The 16,655-nt window shown below is 70.3% G+C and carries 14 protein-coding genes; 5 read left to right on the plus strand and 9 right to left on the minus strand.

What is annotated here, in order from left to right; all coding sequences use genetic code 11:
- Positions 1-2: 2 nt before the first annotated feature.
- Both IU449_RS09905 and IU449_RS09910 read left to right on the plus strand, forming a co-directional pair.
- Positions 3-1,625: a 1,4-alpha-glucan branching protein domain-containing protein gene (locus IU449_RS09905; protein ID WP_416382121.1), complete on the plus strand. Its 1,623-nt coding sequence runs from the start codon at positions 3-5 to the stop codon at positions 1,623-1,625.
- Entirely contained in the window at positions 1,622-2,884 is a 1,263-nt protein-coding gene (locus IU449_RS09910; RefSeq protein WP_195001543.1) for a glycosyltransferase family 4 protein, read from the plus strand. The genes IU449_RS09905 and IU449_RS09910 overlap by 4 nt, the downstream gene beginning before the upstream one ends.
- Positions 2,885-2,942: 58 nt before the next feature.
- On the opposite strand, the gene IU449_RS09915 is transcribed toward IU449_RS09910, so the two are convergent.
- The gene (locus IU449_RS09915; protein ID WP_324188157.1) at positions 2,943-4,280 is read right to left on the minus strand and encodes a PQQ-binding-like beta-propeller repeat protein; all 1,338 of its coding nucleotides are present in this window, start codon (positions 4,278-4,280) and stop codon (positions 2,943-2,945) included.
- A 313-nt stretch (positions 4,281-4,593) separates the two neighbouring features.
- Here IU449_RS09915 and IU449_RS09920 point away from each other — a divergent pair, with 313 nt between their 5' ends.
- From IU449_RS09920 to IU449_RS09930, 3 genes are all read left to right on the plus strand, one after another.
- Positions 4,594-5,925 (plus strand): lipase family protein, encoded by a 1,332-nt coding sequence (locus tag IU449_RS09920; RefSeq protein ID WP_195001544.1) that lies wholly within the window; start codon positions 4,594-4,596, stop codon positions 5,923-5,925.
- 135 nt (positions 5,926-6,060) lie between these two features.
- Positions 6,061-6,813: an acyltransferase gene (locus IU449_RS09925; RefSeq protein WP_195001545.1), complete on the plus strand. Its 753-nt coding sequence runs from the start codon at positions 6,061-6,063 to the stop codon at positions 6,811-6,813.
- A 95-nt stretch (positions 6,814-6,908) separates the two neighbouring features.
- Positions 6,909-7,448, plus strand: coding sequence for a DUF1697 domain-containing protein (locus IU449_RS09930; RefSeq protein ID WP_195001546.1), 540 nt, complete (start codon positions 6,909-6,911; stop codon positions 7,446-7,448).
- Here the strand turns inward: IU449_RS09930 and IU449_RS09935 are convergent.
- From IU449_RS09935 to ctaD, 8 genes are all read right to left on the minus strand, one after another.
- Complete coding sequence (locus IU449_RS09935; RefSeq protein ID WP_416382157.1) at positions 7,429-8,691, minus strand: THUMP-like domain-containing protein; 1,263 nt, start codon at positions 8,689-8,691, stop codon at positions 7,429-7,431. The genes IU449_RS09930 and IU449_RS09935 overlap by 20 nt on opposite strands.
- A gap of 185 nt (positions 8,692-8,876) precedes the next feature.
- Positions 8,877-9,845 (minus strand): class I SAM-dependent methyltransferase, encoded by a 969-nt coding sequence (locus tag IU449_RS09940; protein ID WP_195001548.1) that lies wholly within the window; start codon positions 9,843-9,845, stop codon positions 8,877-8,879.
- A 137-nt stretch (positions 9,846-9,982) separates the two neighbouring features.
- The gene (locus IU449_RS09945; protein WP_195001549.1) at positions 9,983-10,750 is read right to left on the minus strand and encodes an enoyl-CoA hydratase-related protein; all 768 of its coding nucleotides are present in this window, start codon (positions 10,748-10,750) and stop codon (positions 9,983-9,985) included.
- Positions 10,751-10,801: 51 nt separating this feature from the next.
- The gene (locus tag IU449_RS09950; RefSeq protein ID WP_195002457.1) at positions 10,802-11,578 is read right to left on the minus strand and encodes an NUDIX hydrolase; all 777 of its coding nucleotides are present in this window, start codon (positions 11,576-11,578) and stop codon (positions 10,802-10,804) included.
- 126 nt (positions 11,579-11,704) lie between these two features.
- Positions 11,705-12,541 carry an ABC transporter ATP-binding protein gene (locus tag IU449_RS09955; RefSeq protein ID WP_195001550.1) on the minus strand — a complete coding sequence of 279 codons (837 nt, stop codon included), beginning with the start codon at positions 12,539-12,541 and terminating at the stop codon, positions 11,705-11,707.
- Between the two features lie 36 nt (positions 12,542-12,577).
- Positions 12,578-13,492: an aminoacyl-tRNA hydrolase gene (locus IU449_RS09960; RefSeq protein ID WP_228803869.1), complete on the minus strand. Its 915-nt coding sequence runs from the start codon at positions 13,490-13,492 to the stop codon at positions 12,578-12,580.
- Positions 13,489-14,709, minus strand: a complete 1,221-nt coding sequence (gene serB / locus IU449_RS09965; RefSeq protein WP_195001551.1) for a phosphoserine phosphatase SerB — start codon at positions 14,707-14,709, stop codon at positions 13,489-13,491. Before serB ends, IU449_RS09960 begins: the two co-directional genes overlap by 4 nt.
- A 78-nt stretch (positions 14,710-14,787) precedes the next feature.
- Positions 14,788-16,530 carry a cytochrome c oxidase subunit I gene (ctaD, locus tag IU449_RS09970; protein WP_195001552.1) on the minus strand — a complete coding sequence of 581 codons (1,743 nt, stop codon included), beginning with the start codon at positions 16,528-16,530 and terminating at the stop codon, positions 14,788-14,790.
- Positions 16,531-16,655 lie beyond the last annotated feature (125 nt).

The following is a 16,655-nucleotide window of genomic DNA, read 5'->3' on the forward strand; positions in this document are numbered from 1 at the left end:
CAGTGGGATCAGCACGCGCACAACAGGTTCCCGGCCAGTTCACCCTGGTCCTGCATTCCCACCTGCCCTGGCTGGCCCACCACGGGCGCTGGCCGGTGGGCGAGGAGTGGCTCTACCAATCCTGGGCCGCCACCTACCTTCCCGTCGTCGAGGTTCTGAGAACCCTTGCCGCGGAAGGCCGTTCGCATCTGCTGACGCTGGGCATCACACCGGTGCTGGCCGCGCAACTCGACGACCCGCACTGCCTGGCCGGCATGCACCACTGGCTGGGCAATTGGCAGCTGCGCGCCGACGAGGCCGCCGCGGCGGGCAATGTCGCGCTCGGCCGTCACGAGCATCGGCTGGCCGCCGCGGCGCTGCGCGAATTCGAGCAGAACTGGCGGCACGGCGCGGCGCCGGTATGGCGGCAGCTCGTGGACGCGCAGACCGTCGAACTGCTCGGCGGGCCGCTGGCGCACCCGTTCCAGCCGCTGCTCGACCCGCGACTGCGCGCGTTCCAGCTGGAGGAGGGCCTGGCCGACGCGCAGCACCGGTGGGGAACCAGGCCGACCGGAATCTGGGCTCCCGAATGCGGCTACACGCCGGGCATGGAGACCGGGTACGCCGCCGCCGGAGTGACGCATTTCATGGTCGACGGGCCCGCGCTGCGCGGCGACAGCAGCCTCGGACGTCCGGTGCGCGACTCCGATGTGGTCGCGTTCGGCCGCGATCTGCATGTCAGCTACCGCGTCTGGTCGCCGAAATCCGGCTACCCCGGCCATGCGGCCTACCGTGATTTTCATCACTACGATCACGCGACCGGTCTCAAACCGTCGCGTGTCACCGGCAAGACGGTCGCCGGTCCGGACAAGGCGCCCTACGATCCCGAACTCGCCGCCGCCGCGATCACCCGCGATGTGGACGACTTCGTGGCGACGGTGCGCGAACGCCTGATCTCGGAATCCGAGCGGATCGGGCGACCCGCCCTCGTGGTGGCCGCGTTCGACACCGAACTGTTCGGGCACTGGTGGCACGAGGGGCCGCAGTGGCTGGCACAGGTGCTGCGCGCACTGCCCGAGGCCGGGGTCACCGTCGGAACGCTGGCCGATGCCAGGACCCGTGGTTACGTGGGCGAACCCGTGCCGCTGGCCGATTCCTCGTGGGGTTCGGGCAAGGACTGGCGGGTGTGGGCCGGTGACCAGGTCAGCGATCTGGTCGCGCTCAACGACGAGATCGTCCGGCTCGCTCTCGACACCGTCGACAAGATGCGCGCGGACGCCGCCGGGGGGCCGTCGCTGCGCGATCCGGTGGCCGACCAGTTGCTGCGCGAAGCCGTCCTCACCGTCTCCAGCGACTGGGCGTTCATGGTGAGCAAGGATTCCGCGGCCGGTTACGCGCGTGACCGCGCGCACCAGCACGCACACGCGGTCCGCGAGATCGCTGCCGCTGTCGGTGCGGGACAGCTCGCCAAAGCACAGCAGTTGGCGGCAAGATGGGGCACGGCCGACGGCTTCTTCCCCGCGATGGACGCGCGCCGGCTGCCCGAGGTCGACGCGCCTTCCGCGGGTGCCGCCAGCCGGGCAGGCCGCCACCCGCGAACCGAGTTCGCCGGTACGCCGGGCTGCGACTCGGAAGGACTGGCATGAAGATCTTGATGGTGTCCTGGGAGTACCCACCCGTCGTGGTGGGTGGTCTCGGCAGGCATGTGCATCACCTCGCGGTCGAACTGGCCGCCGCCGGGCACGAGGTCGTCGTGCTGGCCCGCAGACCCACCGGCACCGACGCCTCCACCCACCCGACCCATTCGTTCATCGAGGACGGTGTGCTGGTCGTCGCGGTGGCCGAGGATCCGCCCGCCTTCGACTTCGGCGAGGACATGCTGGCCTGGACACTGGCGATGGGGCACGCCATGGTGCGCGCGGGCATCGGCCTGCGCACGCCGGGCATCGGTGAGGGCTGGACCCCCGACGTGGTGCACGCGCACGACTGGCTGGTCGCCCATCCCGCCATCGCGTTGGCCGAGTTCTACGACGTGCCACTGGTGTCGACGATCCACGCCACCGAGGCGGGCAGGCACAGCGGCTGGGTCGCCGGCCGGGTGAACAAGCAGGTGCATTCGGTGGAGTGGTGGCTGGCCAACGAGTCCGACGCGCTGATCACCTGCTCGTCGTCGATGCAGGACGAGGTCGAGCGGCTCTACGGCGCCGAGCGCACCCCGATCACGGTGATCCGCAACGGCATCGACGTGGGCGCGTGGACCTACCGGCCGCGTCCGCCGCGCACCGGTCCACCGCGGCTGCTCTACGTCGGGCGACTGGAGTACGAGAAGGGCGTGCAGGACGCGATCGCCGCGCTGCCGCGGATCCGGCGCGCGCATCCGGGCACCACGCTGACCGTCGCCGGGATCGGTACACAGTTCGAATGGCTGCGTGAGCGCGCCCGCGTGCACCGGGTCGCGCGGGCGGTGAGTTTCGCCGGGCAGCTCGACCACACCGGTCTGCTCGGCTGGCTGCACGGCGCCGACGCGATCGTACTGCCCAGTCGCTACGAGCCCTTCGGCATCGTCGCGCTCGAGGCCGCCGCCGCGGGCACCCCGCTGGTCACCTCCACCGCGGGCGGACTGGGCGAGGCCGTGATCGACGGGGTCACCGGCGCCTCGTTCGAACCCGCCGACGTCGACGGACTGGTGGAGGCCGTGGTGGCCACCCTGGACGATCCCGCGGCCGCCCAACAGCGCGCGCTCGCCGCCAGAGAACGGCTCACCGCCGATTTCGCGTGGGACGTCGTGGCCGCCGAGACCGCGCAGGTGTACTCCTCGGCCAAGCGCCGGGTACGCAATCCGCTGGCCCGCCCGGTCATCGTGGAACGACCGCTGCCCGAACGGGATCCGAACAACCCGGTCTAGACCGGCGCGCTTTCGGGCCGGAACGCCCGGGAAGCTCCCGGCGACCCGGCCACGAGAATCAGTGGCCGGGCTGGAAGGCGAAGATCTCGCCGATCCTGGTCGCGACCACGACCTCGCCCTCGGGGCCGATGGAGGTGCCCGCGGTGGTGCCTCGGGCGCCGGGCAGGACATCGGAATCGAGGGTGTCGCCGGTAGCGGTGTCGAAGGTGACGAGGTTCAGGCCCGCGCCGATGGCGGCGGTGGTGTAGCCGATGCCGCCCGCGGCCTGGACCGGCAGCCCGCGCAGGGCCAGATCCTTGCGCTCCCAAGCGGTCTCGACGACGTCGCCGGTGTCGCGCAGCGCCATCAGGTATCCTTCGGCGCCCGCCGGGATGATCAGACCGTCGGCGGACACCGAGATCGCGCCGCCCGGGGTGAACGGCAGCGCCTTCACCCACCGGGTACTGCCGTCCTCGGTGTTCAGCGCGATCAGGCGGCCGCTGTTGTCGCCCACGTAGACGGTCTCGGCATCGGCCGACAGTGCGGGGCTGGTCGCGCTGCCCTCGGCGAGGACCGCGGCGCTCCACTGCCGGTGGATGCGCTGGTCGGCGTAACGCAGCGCGACGAGTTCGGCCATGGGCCGACCGGGCTGCCAGACGGTGACGAAGAAACGCCCGGTCTGCGCGTCGATGGCCGAGACGGTCGCGACCGGACACTGCGGACCGCCCGCGCCGCAGTCGTCGAGGCCCTGCCCGGAGGCAGGCCGGGTCAGATCCGGATACTCCAGGAAGTCGGGCTCGCCGAGCAGTTGGGTGGTCGGGACCACGCGTTTGCCGGTCTGACGCTCGAGCACGTCGATCTGGCCGGACTGGGTGATGGTGAGCACGTGGCTGTCACCGGTGAACTGCGCCGAGACCGGGACGCCCGCGACCGGGGTGCGCCAGCGCGGCTGGCCCATCAGGTTGTAGGAGTTCACCGCGCCGTCGTCACCGAAGTAGACGTTGGTATGGCTGTCGACCAATGTCGGCGAGGATACGGCGCTGGGCCCCAGGCGATCACAGAAACGCTTGCGGCCGGTCGGCATCTGCAGCGACAGGATCGCGCAGCCACTCGCGGTGCGGGTGGTCACGAACAGTTGACTGTCCGGACCGACGGTGACCGGCTGGGCGATGGGTCCGCCGACCGCGCGCGACCAGCTCAGATCCATCTGCCGCGCACCGGTTTCTGGTCCGGCGCCGGAATTGCGCCCGTCGTAATGGACTGCGGGCCAGCCTTCGCCGGCCCCCGCGGAGATGTCGTCGACATCGGTGCCGCATCCGGTGAGCACGACCGCGCCGAGGGCGGCGAGCACGGTCAGCGCGCGTGTGGACTTCGGGACATTCCGCGTGGATACCGCGCGCACCCCACCGGTTCGCACCTGCTGATCTCCCCTCTCCGACGACGGCCGCACGCAAGACTAGCGGGTGGCCTGTGCGCGCCGATGGTCGCACAGTATGTCCGGCTGCTGTCAGAGCGTGGTGACGGATTCCGCCGCACCGGAGTGAACGGCCGCCATTTCGCCTCGACGACAACGGGGACCGCCTCGCCCCGCGATCTGACACCGGACGGACTCACATAGATCACGATTGTGTTACTGTCCGGTAAGTCCGCTGTGATGGGACTCATATGCCCAGGCCGCAGTGGCGCACGGAATCCGGCAAGGGCGCCGGATCAGTTGTCGAGAGGGTTTCATGGACCAGCATCAGGAAACGGGGCGGGGGCTACGCCGCTGGGCGGGCAGAGCGCTCGCGGTACTCGTGGCGGCGGCGAGCGTCGCGGCGGTGACCACGGCGGGGCCGCAGACCGCGCCCGCCTCGGCGGTCGGCGATTTCTACACTCCGCCCGCCCAGTTCCCGACCGAACCAGGCGCGATCGTCAAGACCACGCAGATGCCGTTGTTCGTTTCCTACCCGAACGAGAAGGGCTGGCCCACCCTGGGCGAGCTGGTCATGTACACCAGCCGCCTGCAGGACGGCACCCCCACCGCGGTGACCGGAACCTACATCGAGCCGGCCGGCCCGTGGCTGGGCGCGGGCGAGCGCCCCACCGTCGTGATCGCCCCCGGCACCTCGGGCCAGGGCGACCAGTGCGCGATGTCGGTGGCCTTCTCGACCGGCCTGGCGGCCTTCGCCGAGCCCTCGCTCGGCTTCTCGGCCAATCAGGAACTGCCGTCATCGACGGTGTGGAGCCGGCTGGGCGCGCGCGTGTTCGTGACCGACTACATCGGCCTGGGCACCCCCGGCGTGCACACCTACGCCAACCGGTTCGAGCAGGCACACGCCGTGCTCGACGGCGCGCGGGCGGCGAACGCGCTGGCGGGCGTCGGCCCGCAGACCCCGCTGGTGCTGTGGGGCTACTCCCAGGGCGGCGGCGCCACGGCGTCCGCGGCGGAGCTGCAGCCGCAATACGCGCCGGAGCTGAATCTGAAAGGCACCTGGGCGGGCGGGCCGGTCGCCGACCTCGCCGCCATCCAGGAGGTCATCGACGGCGCGCTGATCGGCGGCGCCATCGGCTACGCCATCAATTCGCTGCTCGCCAGGTATCCCGAGCTCGACAGCGCGGTCGATCGGGTCACCAGCCCGGCCGGACGCGAGATGCTCGCGACGCTGAGCGAGACCTGCGTCGGCGACCTCATCATCAAGTACCCGTTCCTGCGCACCGACTCGCTGACCGCCGACGGCCGCTCGCTCACCGAGCACATGGCCGCCATGCCCGAGGCCGCACCCGCGCTCGACGAACAGCGCCTCGGCGGCCTGGCGCCCGCCACGCCGGTGTTCGTCACCAGCGGCCTCAACGACGACACCGTGCCCTACGGCCAGGCCCGCACACTGGCCGAGACCTGGTGCGCCAAGGGCGCGACGGTGCGGTTCCGCACCAACGACCTGCCGCCGATCCTGCCCGGCGCGACCATCCCCAACCACTTCGGTCCGGAGATGATCGACGCGTTCGGTCCCGACAACGCGATCACCTATCTGCTCGATCGCCTCGCGGACAAGCCGATCTCCGGCTGCACCATCGACTGACGCGGATGTCCCGGCCCCCGACCCGTCATGTGCGGGTCCGCCCGCGCGGTCCGAGCACGCGAAAGTACGCTGTTCACCCGAACGAGGCGGTCCTGCGACGGCGGGGCCGGGACACACCACGACGGGAGTAGTTTCGTGACGAGCATGTGGGGCGCGCCGTTGCGCTCGCGCTGGAGCGGCTCGCGGCGCCGGGATCCGCAGCAGGCCCGATTTCTGACCGTGGCCTCGCTGCGCTGGGTCATCGCCAATCGCGCGTACACGCCCTGGTACCTGGTGCGTTACTACCGCCTGTTCAAGTTCAAGCTGGCCAACCCGCACATCGTGCTGCGCGGCATGGTGTTCCTGGGCAAGAACGTGGAGATCCACGCCACCCCCGAGTTCGGTCGCATGGAGATCGGCCGGTGGGTGCACATCGGCGACGGCAATGCCATCCGCTGCCACGAGGGCTCGCTGCGCATCGGCGACAAGGTGGTCTTCGGCAAGGACAACGTCGTCAACACCTACCTCGACATCGAGATCGGCGAGTCGACGTTGGTCGCGGACTGGTGCTACATCTGCGACTTCGACCACAAGATGGACGACATCACCCTGCCGATCAAGGACCAGGGCATCGTCAAGAGCCCGGTGCGCATCGGCCCGGACACCTGGATCGCGGCCAAGGTCACCGTACTGCGCGAGACCAGGGTGGGCCGCGGCTGTGTGCTCGGCGCGCACGCGGTGGTCAAGGGCGAGATCCCCGACTACTCGATCGCGGTCGGCGCGCCGGCCAAGGTCGTCAAGAACCGCAAGGCCGCCTGGGAAGCCGGGGCGGAAGCGCGCGCGGCGTACATCGCGGCGCTGGAGGACATCCAGCGCAAGAAGAACGGCGCCGCCGCGAACCGGTCCTGATCTGCTCGCTCACGCCCGCGCACCGGATGCTCTCCGGTGCGCGGGCGTTTTCGTGGATCCCCCGGTCTGTCGGTGTTCGGGCGTAGGGTCGCCGCATGCGGAGTTACGCGGCGCTGTTGCGCGGGATCATGCCCAGCAATCCGAATATGCGCAACGAGAAGTTGCGCGGGGTGTTCAGCGGCCTCGGGTTCGAGAACGTCGCCTCGGTGCTCTCCAGCGGCAACGTCGTCTTCCGCGCCGCCGAGAGCGATCCGGCCGAGCTCGAGGACCGGATCCAGCGCGCGCTCAACGCGGAGCTCGGCATCGCGGGTGGCACCCTCCTGCGCGACTACGACTCCCTGCGCGAACTACTCGCCCGCGACCCGTTCGACGGCCTCGTGCACGAACGCGGCTCCTACCTCACGGTCACCTTCTTCAAGACCGCGATCGCCGATCCCGTGCCCGCGTTGCCGGCCGATCCGCTGACCCGGGTGATCGGATACGACGAACCCACCCGCGCGCTGCTCACGGTCATCGACAACAGCACGCCCAAGACGCCGGATTTCATGGCGTGGCTGGACAAGACCTACGGCAAGGACATCACCACCCGCACATGGCTGACAGTGCAGAAGGTGGTCAGGAAGATGGCGGCCTGACCGGCGCGTGCGCCGTGCACAAGAATACCGTGGCGGCGCGCCCGATTCGGGTGATCACCAGCGAATAGGCTGTCGAGCCACGCAGTTTCAGCTTCTTGCGCAGCACGTCGGGATCGACGTCGACCCCGCGCACCAGGATCTCCAGAGAACCGCAGTCCCGTCGGGCCAGTTCCTGCCGGAGCGTCTTCTCCCGCAATTCCATTCGGGCCTCGACACGGAACCCACGCATGCCCGGCGGGACGGTGTCGCCGGTGAGATAGGCGATGTGCGGATCGAGCTGCCACAGGCCGTGTTCGGCCGCGTAGTGGCGCACCAGCCCGGCGCGCACGACCGCGCCGTCCGGGTCGATGATCCACTCCCCCGGCGCGCGCTGCGGGATGTCGTCGGGATCGGCGTCGGTGAGCGTGTACGCCTCACCCGTACCGGACAGCACGACGGCACGGCGACGTACGCCCGGTTCGGCCACGCCGGGCGACCACAGGCAGGCTTCGCGCACCGCGCCGTCCAGGGAGACCACTTCGATCTCGCCCTGCCAGTCGAGTGCGTCGAAATCCAGTCCGGGAGCGCACTTCACGACGATGTCGCGCCCTGCGTAGGCGGTCAGCAGATCGGGCAGCGGAGGTTGCAGGGCGGCCGGATCGTGTGTGCGCCGCCCGCCCACCCGTCGACCGGGGTCGGCGACGATCACGATGTCCTTCGTGATCGGTACCAGGGCGTCGGCCGCTGCCAGCACCACGTTGCCCACGCGCCCCCGCGCGGATCCACGATGCGCCGGGATCGGGATGTCCCCGCCGACGCCGACCGTGCTCTCGAGGGCAGCGGTGGTCTCGCCGCGGGCGGCACCCATCCGGGCCACCGAGGCGGCGCCGGGGGAGGATTGCGCGGCGGTGATGTCGTCGCGGGCCGCGGCCGCCGCCGGACCGGCGGCGGCGGTGCCGCGGCGCACGAGCGGTTCGGCCGTGACCGGCTGCCAGGCGGCGCCGAGGTTGTGCGCGGCCATCGCCAGACGCACGGTATCGAGATCGCTGCCGATCACCGCCGGGCACACCCGCGCCAGTTCGACGAGTTCGGCGCCGACCGAACAGGTCACGTCGTGCACCGCCCGACCGGCCAGCCGCTGCGCACGGCGGCGCGCGACCGGAGTGGGTGTCGCCTGCTGCACCGCGTCCTCGGTGAACAGCCACTCCCCCGCGTCGGCGATCTTGGCCGCCGCCCTGCGCCGCAACCGCACGGTGTCGATCAGCGCGGGTGCGGCGGCGCCGAAGTCGCGCCGCGCGCGTTCGAGGTCACGCAGATGGGTGGCGGGCGTGAGTGCCGACCGTGCCACCTCGGAGAGGGCCGCGCGTCCCGCCGCGCTCCGGAGGAACTCGACATCCGCGCGGCTGAAGCTGTATCCCACTGCCCTGGCCGTCCGCCCGCCCTCCGGTATTACGCGGTGGGCTTCACACCCGTGATCATCGCGTTGTAGAAGAACTGACGCGGCACGACCCGGCGCATGACGTTCTCGTCCAGCCAGCTCAGCCGCTGCCACGCCTTGTACATCGCCAGGCGGTAGCCGAGGGTGAGCTTCTCCTCGGGCACCGCGGCCTCGAAGGTGCGCACCGGCCAGCCCCACAGCGCCGCCGCGAACTCCTCGGTGGTCGCCTTCACCCCGACCGCGCCGGCCGAGCGGGCCATCGCCTCGAGATCGGCGGGATCGAAGGTGTGCAGGTCGACGACGGCCTCGAGGGCGGCCGCCCGGGAGGACTCGTCGAGTTCGGACTGCGGACGCCGCCAGCCCGCCAGCGCGGGCAGCTTGGTGATGGTGGTGGTCGCCTTCCAGGTGATGCGACCGAGCCAGCGGGCGTAGAAGTTGCCGGCGGTGGTGGGTTCGCCCGCGAAGACGAACCGCCCGCCCGGCTTGAGCACGCGCAGGCATTCGCGCAGCGCCTGCTCGACGTCGGGGATGTGGTGCAGCACCGCGTGGCCGACCACCAGGTCGAAGGTGTTGTCCTCGTACGGGATGGTCTCGGCGTCGGCGACCCGGCCGTCCACGTCCAGTCCGAGATGCTCGGCGTTGCGCAGGGCCACCTTGACCATGCCGGGCGAGAGGTCGGTGACCGAGCCGGTCTTGGCGACCCCGCCCTGCATCAGGTTCAGCAGGAAGAAGCCGGTGCCGCAGCCCAGTTCGAGGGCGCGCTCGTAGGGCAGCGGAGCCGGACCCACCGCGGCGTCGAAACGGCCGCGGGCGTACTCGATGCAGCGCTCGTCATAGGAGATGGACCACTTGTCGTCATAGGTCTCGGCCTCCCAGTCGTGATAGAGCACCTGGGCCAGCTTCGTATCCTTGAACGCCGCTTCCACCTCCGCCTCGGTGGCGTGGGGGTTCGGCGCGGGGTCGTCGGGACGTACCGTCATGGTCGCCAAGCCTAACCTGATCACCGGGATGCTCCGGTGCGCGGGCCGGACATTCGGACATCCGACCGACAGGGCCACGAACGAGAACGTGTTACATCCGATCCAACGCGGCTACCCACCGGTAGCTTCCGGCCGATTCAGCGCCCGGTGAAGACCGCCGACCCCGGCCCGTCGGCCAGGTAGGACGCGGTGCCCAGACGCGCGTCCTCGGTGCCGAACAGCCCGGCCCATTCGGTGCGCGCCCGGTCCTGGCCGTGCGGGCCCGCCTCGAAGACCGCCTTGGCCGCGGCCAGCGCCCGCGCCGGTCCACCGTGGAACTGTCGCGCCCAGCGGTACGCGGCGCCGAACACGTCGTCGGGCGCGACCACCTCGTCGACCAGACCCAGTTCCAGTGCCTCGTCGGGCTCGACGAACCGGCCGGAGTACACCAGATCCTTGGCCGCACTCGGTCCGATCAGCGCGGTGAGTCTGCGGATGCCCGCGAGCGGGATCAGCCCCGCCCGGATCTGCGGCAAACCCAGCTTCACGTTGTCGCCGATGATGCGCCGGTCGGCCCCGAGCGCGAGTTCCAGCCCCGCGCCCAGGCCGTAACCGGCGATCGCCGCGACGGTCGGCTGCGGCACGCGCGCCAGCGCCCCCAGCGCCGACTGCAGGTCGCCGGCCATGGCCTCGGCACGAGCCGAGTCGAGGGCCGACAGCTCGGCCATGTCGTCGCCGGCGCAGAACACCCGCTCGTCGCCGTAGACGATCAGCGCCGAGACCGCCGGATCCTGCGCCGCCGACGCGGTCGCGGCGGCCACCTCCCGCGCGAGCTGCGTGTCGAACAGATTCAGCGGCGGGCGGGCGATGCGGACGACGGCGACACCGTCGGCGTCCGGCGAGTCCACGGTCACGAATTCGGCCATGGCAGGCAACCTACCGCCCGACTGCGGGCGAACCCTGCCCGGCGGTCGTGTTCAGCGCGCGGACCCGCGCAAGTGACCGGGAGCGGGGATGTCCGCGAAGTATCGCGCGGCGTCGGGGAAGGCCAGGAAGGCACCCTCGCCGATCGTGCTCTCCGAGGGCACCACGGGCATGATCGGCTCGATCCGCGGTTCGGCGGCGAGAATGTCGGCGGTGGCGCCGAACCGCGACAGCGAGTCCAGCTGCGCCCAGGTGGGCGGCAGCAGGATGTCCTCGCCCGCGCGCCACCGCTTCAGCGCCTCGTCGGGGGTGCGCCAGTGCACGGCGGCGGCCTCGGAGGTCGCTCCGTCGGCGAGCTGCCCCTCGGGCAGCACGGCGACGAAGAAGTAGGTGTTGTAGCGTCGGCGCTCGATGACCGGGGTGATCCAGTTGGCCCACGGACGCAGCAGGTCCGCGCGCAGCACCAGGTTCTCCCGCCCGAGGAAGGCCGCCAGCGACAGCTCGCGCTTCTCCATCGCGGTGCGCGCCTCGTGGTAGACGGTGGTGTCGCCGACCAGCGTGTCGGCGGTCGGCCCGGCCAGCAGGACGCCGCACTCCTCGAAGGTCTCGCGCACCGCGGCGCACACCAGCGCCTGCGCCCTGGGCTCGGTGGTGCCGAAGGCCCGCGCCCACCAGGCCGGGTCCGGACCTGCCCAGGCGAGGTCGGCGGTCGCGTCGGAGGTGTCGACGCCGCCGCCGGGGAACACCGTCATTCCGGCGGCGAAGGCCATGGCGTTCACCCGTCGCTGCAGGAACACCTCGGGACCGCTCTCGCCGTCGCGGACCAGCATCACCGTGGAGGCATCGCGCAGCGGCGACGCGCCTGCCTCGGCTTCGGACGCAGCGGCATCCGGAGTTGGGACATGCGCCGAATTCGTCTCACTCACACCAGCACCATAACCCGCGACGACGGGTTCTCAGCGGGGGGTGCGGTGCCTGCCCGCCCGGCGCGCCCGGCGCGCGAACCAGCGGCCGTCGATCTTGTCCAGCGCGATCGACTGCCGGAATGCCTCACTGAGGTTGTCCGCGGTCAGCACATCGTGGAGCAGGCCCTGCGCGACCACCTGCCCCTCGTTGATCAGCAGCGCGTGGGTGAAGCCCGGCGGGATCTCCTCCACGTGGTGGGTCACCAGCACGATGGCCGGGGCGTCCGGATCGGCGGCCAGATCGCCGAGGCGCTCCACCAGCTCCTCGCGCCCGCCCAGATCCAGACCGGCCGCGGGCTCGTCGAGCAGCAGCAGTTCGGGGTCGGTCATCAGCGCGCGAGCGATCAGCACGCGCTTGCGCTCCCCCTCGGACAGGGTGCCATAGGTCCGGTCGGAAAGATGTTCGGCGCCCAGGCTTTCCAGCATGTCGACCGCGCGGTCGGTGTCCATCTCGTCATAGTGCTCACGCCAGCGGCCGAGCACCGCGTATCCAGCGGAGACCACCAGGTCGAGGACTTTCTCGTCGCGCGGCACCCGGCCGGCCAGCGCCGCCGAGGACAGGCCGATGCGCGGGCGGAGTTCGTTGACGTCCACCCGCCCGAGGGTTTCGCCGAGCAGATGCGCGGTGCCCGAGGTGGGATGCACCTCGGCGGCGGCGATGCGCAGCAGGGAGGTCTTGCCCGCGCCGTTGGGGCCGAGCACGACCCAGCGTTCGTCGAGCTCGACCTGCCAGGAGACGGGGCCGACGAGGGTGTGCCCCGAGCGTCGGACGGTCACGTCGGTGAAGTCGATGAGCAGATCGGGATCCGGTTGCGACACGCGCTCCATCTTGGCCCAGATCGCGGCGGAACGAGTGACCGACCCTCACCAGGTGTCGGCAGGAACACCTATGACGGTGAGGGAACCGGGGGCGATCTCGGTGAATCCGGCGTCACGCACCGCGATGGCGGTCCCCGCGCCCGGACGTGACCGCGCCGGACCAGGCCGCGACGACCCGACCAGGCGTGCCGACAATTCCCGCCAGCGGTCCGGGTCGGCTTCGCGCACCGAGCAACCGAAGCCGCGTCCGGCCCATTCCCGCGCGCGTTCGACGTCCATCGCGCCCGCCAGCAGCATGCTCGCGTGGCCGACCTGCGCGGCGGCCTTGCCCAGCGACATACCCAGCGACGAATTCACCCACAGCACGGGCAGATCGGGGTCGGGCGGCCCCGGCTCGTCGTGTTCGAGATCGGTGCCGCCGATCTGCAGGCGGCGGATCCGCTGGTCGGTCTCCCCGACCGGGCAGGGCACGAAGGCCCGCGCCTGCGCGCCGCCGATCTCGACCGTCACACCCTCGACCTCGCCTGCGGCCGTCCACTGCGCGCCGCGCGCCCGGCGGGCGACCTTGCGGATACGAGCGCGCTTCCACTCCAGATACCGCTGCTCCCATGGCCCTCCCGCACCGACCCGCTCGTCCAGGCACAGCGCGACCACCGCACTGGCCGCGGCCGCGAGCAGCGCGCTGCGCGGCGGCGGATCGGCCTTGGGCAGATGCAACACCATCTGCATGGCCTGCACCCGCTCGGGATCCTCGGGATCGACCGCACCGCCATAGCCTTCGGCCAGGACCGCGTGTCTGGCCGCGAAGTCCGATAAGGCGGTGAGGGATTCGACGACGACCGACCTGGATCCGGAGTCGGACCCGGATCCGGAGTCGGATGCGGTGGCGGACCCGGCTGCGGTGGCGGACACCGCTCCTGGACCGGACACGGACTCGCGGCCGACGGGAGCCTCGCTCATCGGACCAGCGGAACGCGGCGTACCCCGCCGTCGCGGGCGTCGGCCGCTTCGACCTCGTCACGGGTGACACCCAGGACATACAGCACCGCGTCCAGATACGGATGCGACAGCGCCGCGTCGGCCACCTCACGCAGGGCGGGCTTGGCGTTGAAGGCGACGCCGAGACCGGCGGCGTTGAGCATGTCGATGTCGTTGGCGCCGTCGCCCACGGCCACTGTCTGCTCCATCGGCACCCCGGTCTCGGCGGCGAACCTGCGCAATGCGGTGGCCTTGGCGGCCCGGTCGACGATCTCGCCGACCACCCGGCCGGTGAGCTTGCCCTCGACGATCTCGAGGGTGTTGGCCTGTACGAAGTCCAGTTCCAGATCGTGCGCGAGCGGCTCGATGACCTGGCGGAAACCGCCCGAGACCACACCGCACTTGAACCCGATGCGGCGCAGCGTGCGGATGGTGGTGCGCGCGCCGGGGGTCAGCTCGATGCGTTCGGCGACCTGGTGGATCACCGACTCGTCGAGCCCCTCCAGCGTGGCCACGCGCTGGCGCAGCGATTCGGCGAAGTCGATCTCCCCGCGCATGGCGGCCTCGGTGACCTGGCGGACCTGCTCCTCGACCCCGGCGTGCGCGGCGAGCATCTCGATCACCTCGCCCTGGATGAGGGTGGAGTCGACGTCGAAGGTGATCAGCCGCTTGGCCCGGCGTGCGAGCCCGGCCCGCTCGACCGCCACGTCGATCCGCTCGTCGACGGCCACCTCGGCCAGCGCGGTGCGCAGCCGGGAGTCGGTGTCGGCGCCGGTGTCGGGCGCGGTGACCATCAGTTCCATGCCGGTCACCGGGTAGTCGGCGATGCCACGGATGGTGTCGATGTTCGCGCCGATCGCGGCCAGCTGCCGCGACACCGCGCTGAACGCCCGGGCGGTGACCGGGGCGCCGAGCACGACCACGGCGTGGGTGGACATCGGCTGACGGCCGATCTGCGCGCCCACTTCCACGTCGACGGTCATGCCGACGGTGCTCATCGCCTCTTCGACCTCGTCCTGCAGCGTCTCCGGGTCGTGCGGGCAGGTGACCAGCACGCCGAGGGTGAGCCTGCCGCGGATGACCACCTGTTCGATGTCGAGCAGGTGGACCTCGTTCCTGGACATGGCCGTGAGGAGCACGGATGTCACACCGGGGCGGTCCGGCCCGGTGACGGTCACGAGAACGGTGGTGTCGGCCACGGCGGTGCGCTCCTGGTCTTTCCGGTCGTTACACGAGAGTGCACCCGCTGGACTCCAGCGGGTGCACGGCTCGTCATGTCAGCTCTTGGTCAGCGCGGGCGTCTCGGCGGCGTGGTCACCCTTGCCCGTACCCCAGCCGACGTGCGCCTCGGAACGCATCCGCTCGACCATGTGCGGGTAGTGCAGCTCGAAGGCCGGACGCTCGGACCGGATACGCGGCAGCTCGTAGAAGTTGTGCCGCGGCGGCGGGCAGGTGGTCGCCCACTCCAGCGAGTTGCCGTAACCCCACGGATCGTCCACGGTGACGACCTCGCCGTACCGGTAGCTCTTGAAGACGTTCCAGATGAACGGGAGCATCGAGGCGCCCAGCACGAACGCGCCGATCGTGGAGATCGTGTTCAGCGTGGTGAAGCCGTCCGAGGGCAGGTAGTCGGCGTAGCGACGCGGCATACCCTCGGCGCCCAGCCAGTGCTGCACGAGGAAGGTGGTGTGGAAGCCGACGAAGGTGGTCCAGAAGTGCCACTTGGCCAGGCGCTCGTCCATCATGCGGCCGGTGATCTTCGGGAACCAGAAGTAGATGCCGGCGAAGGTCGCGAACACGATGGTGCCGAAGAGCACGTAGTGGAAGTGCGCTACCACGAAGTAGGTGTCGGTGACATGGAAGTCCAGCGGCGGGCTGGCCAGGATGACACCCGACAGACCACCGAAGAGGAAGGTCACCAGGAAGCCCAGCGACCACAGCATCGGCGACTCGAACGTCAGCTGACCCCGCCACATGGTGCCGATCCAGTTGAAGAACTTCACGCCGGTCGGGACCGCGATGAGGAAGGTCATGAACGAGAAGTACGGCAGCAGGACCGCGCCGGTGGCGTACATGTGGTGCGCCCACACCGCGATGGACAGCGCCGCGATGCCGAGGGTCGCGTAGATCAGCGTGGTGTAACCGAAGATCGGCTTACGGCTGAAGACCGGGAAGATCTCCGAGACGATGCCGAAGAACGGCAGCGCGATGATGTACACCTCGGGATGGCCGAAGAACCAGAACAGGTGCTGGTACAGCAGGATGCCGCCGGTGGCCGGGTCGTAGATGTGGCCGCCCAGGTGACGGTCGTAGGCCAGGCCGAACAGCGCGGCGGTCAGCAGCGGGAAGGCCATCAGGATGAGCACGCTGGTGACGGCGATGTTCCAGGTGAACACCGGCATGCGGAACATGGTCATACCGGGGGCGCGCATGCAGACCACGGTGGTCAGCATGTTCACGCCGCCGAGGATGGTGCCGAGGCCGGAGACGGCCAGGCCCAGGATCCACAGGTCGGTGCCGACACCGGGCGAGTGCAGGATGTCGGTCAACGGCACGTACGCCGTCCAGCCGAAGTCGGCCGCGCCGCCGGGGGTGACGAAGCCCGCGGTCGCCATGGTCCCGCCGAACAGGTACAGCCAATAGCTGAAGGAGTTCAGTCGCGGGAAGGCGACGTCGGGCGCGCCGATCTGCAGCGGCAGGATGATGTTGGCGAAGCCGAACACGATCGCCGTCGCGTAGAACAGCAGCATGATGGTGCCGTGCATGGTGAACAGCTGGTTGAACTGTTCCGGCGAAAGGAACTGCAGACCCGGGCGCGCGAGCTCGCCACGCATCAGCAGCGCCATCAGGCCGCCGATGAGGAAGAAGCTCGTGGCGGTCACCAGGTACATGGTGCCGAGCACCTTCGGGTCGGTCGTGGTGACCATCTTGTAGAGGAAAGAACCCTTGGGTCCGGTCCGGGCCGGATACGGTCGAGTCGCTTCCAACTGAGGGACTGGTCTGGGCTCTACCGCAGTCACTGATCCTCCTGAAGGTGCCTTTAGGTCGCTCCGCAGGCTCCGCTGCTCGCACACATCCCGTTACCGGAACAGCGGACAGTTCGCTTGCGCTCCGTTGATCGTAAACCGTGCTCGAAGGCCGGGTC

Source organism: Nocardia higoensis, from assembly GCF_015477835.1.
GTDB lineage: Bacteria > Actinomycetota > Actinomycetes > Mycobacteriales > Mycobacteriaceae > Nocardia > Nocardia higoensis_A.

Bases quoted from the DNA above. Each gene is read 5' to 3' on its own strand.
- IU449_RS09910 (WP_195001543.1), top strand. From the start codon at position 1,622: ATGAAGATCTTGATGGTGTCCTGGGAGTACCCACCCGTCGTGGTGGGT.
- IU449_RS09920 (WP_195001544.1), top strand. From the start codon at position 4,594: ATGGACCAGCATCAGGAAACGGGGCGGGGGCTACGCCGCTGGGCGGGC.
- IU449_RS09930 (WP_195001546.1), top strand. From the start codon at position 6,909: ATGCGGAGTTACGCGGCGCTGTTGCGCGGGATCATGCCCAGCAATCCG.
- IU449_RS09940 (WP_195001548.1), bottom strand. From the start codon at position 9,845: ATGACGGTACGTCCCGACGACCCCGCGCCGAACCCCCACGCCACCGAG.
- IU449_RS09945 (WP_195001549.1), bottom strand. From the start codon at position 10,750: ATGGCCGAATTCGTGACCGTGGACTCGCCGGACGCCGACGGTGTCGCC.
- IU449_RS09950 (WP_195002457.1), bottom strand. From the start codon at position 11,578: ATGCTGGTCCGCGACGGCGAGAGCGGTCCCGAGGTGTTCCTGCAGCGA.
- IU449_RS09955 (WP_195001550.1), bottom strand. From the start codon at position 12,541: ATGGAGCGCGTGTCGCAACCGGATCCCGATCTGCTCATCGACTTCACC.
- IU449_RS09960 (WP_228803869.1), bottom strand. From the start codon at position 13,492: ATGAGCGAGGCTCCCGTCGGCCGCGAGTCCGTGTCCGGTCCAGGAGCG.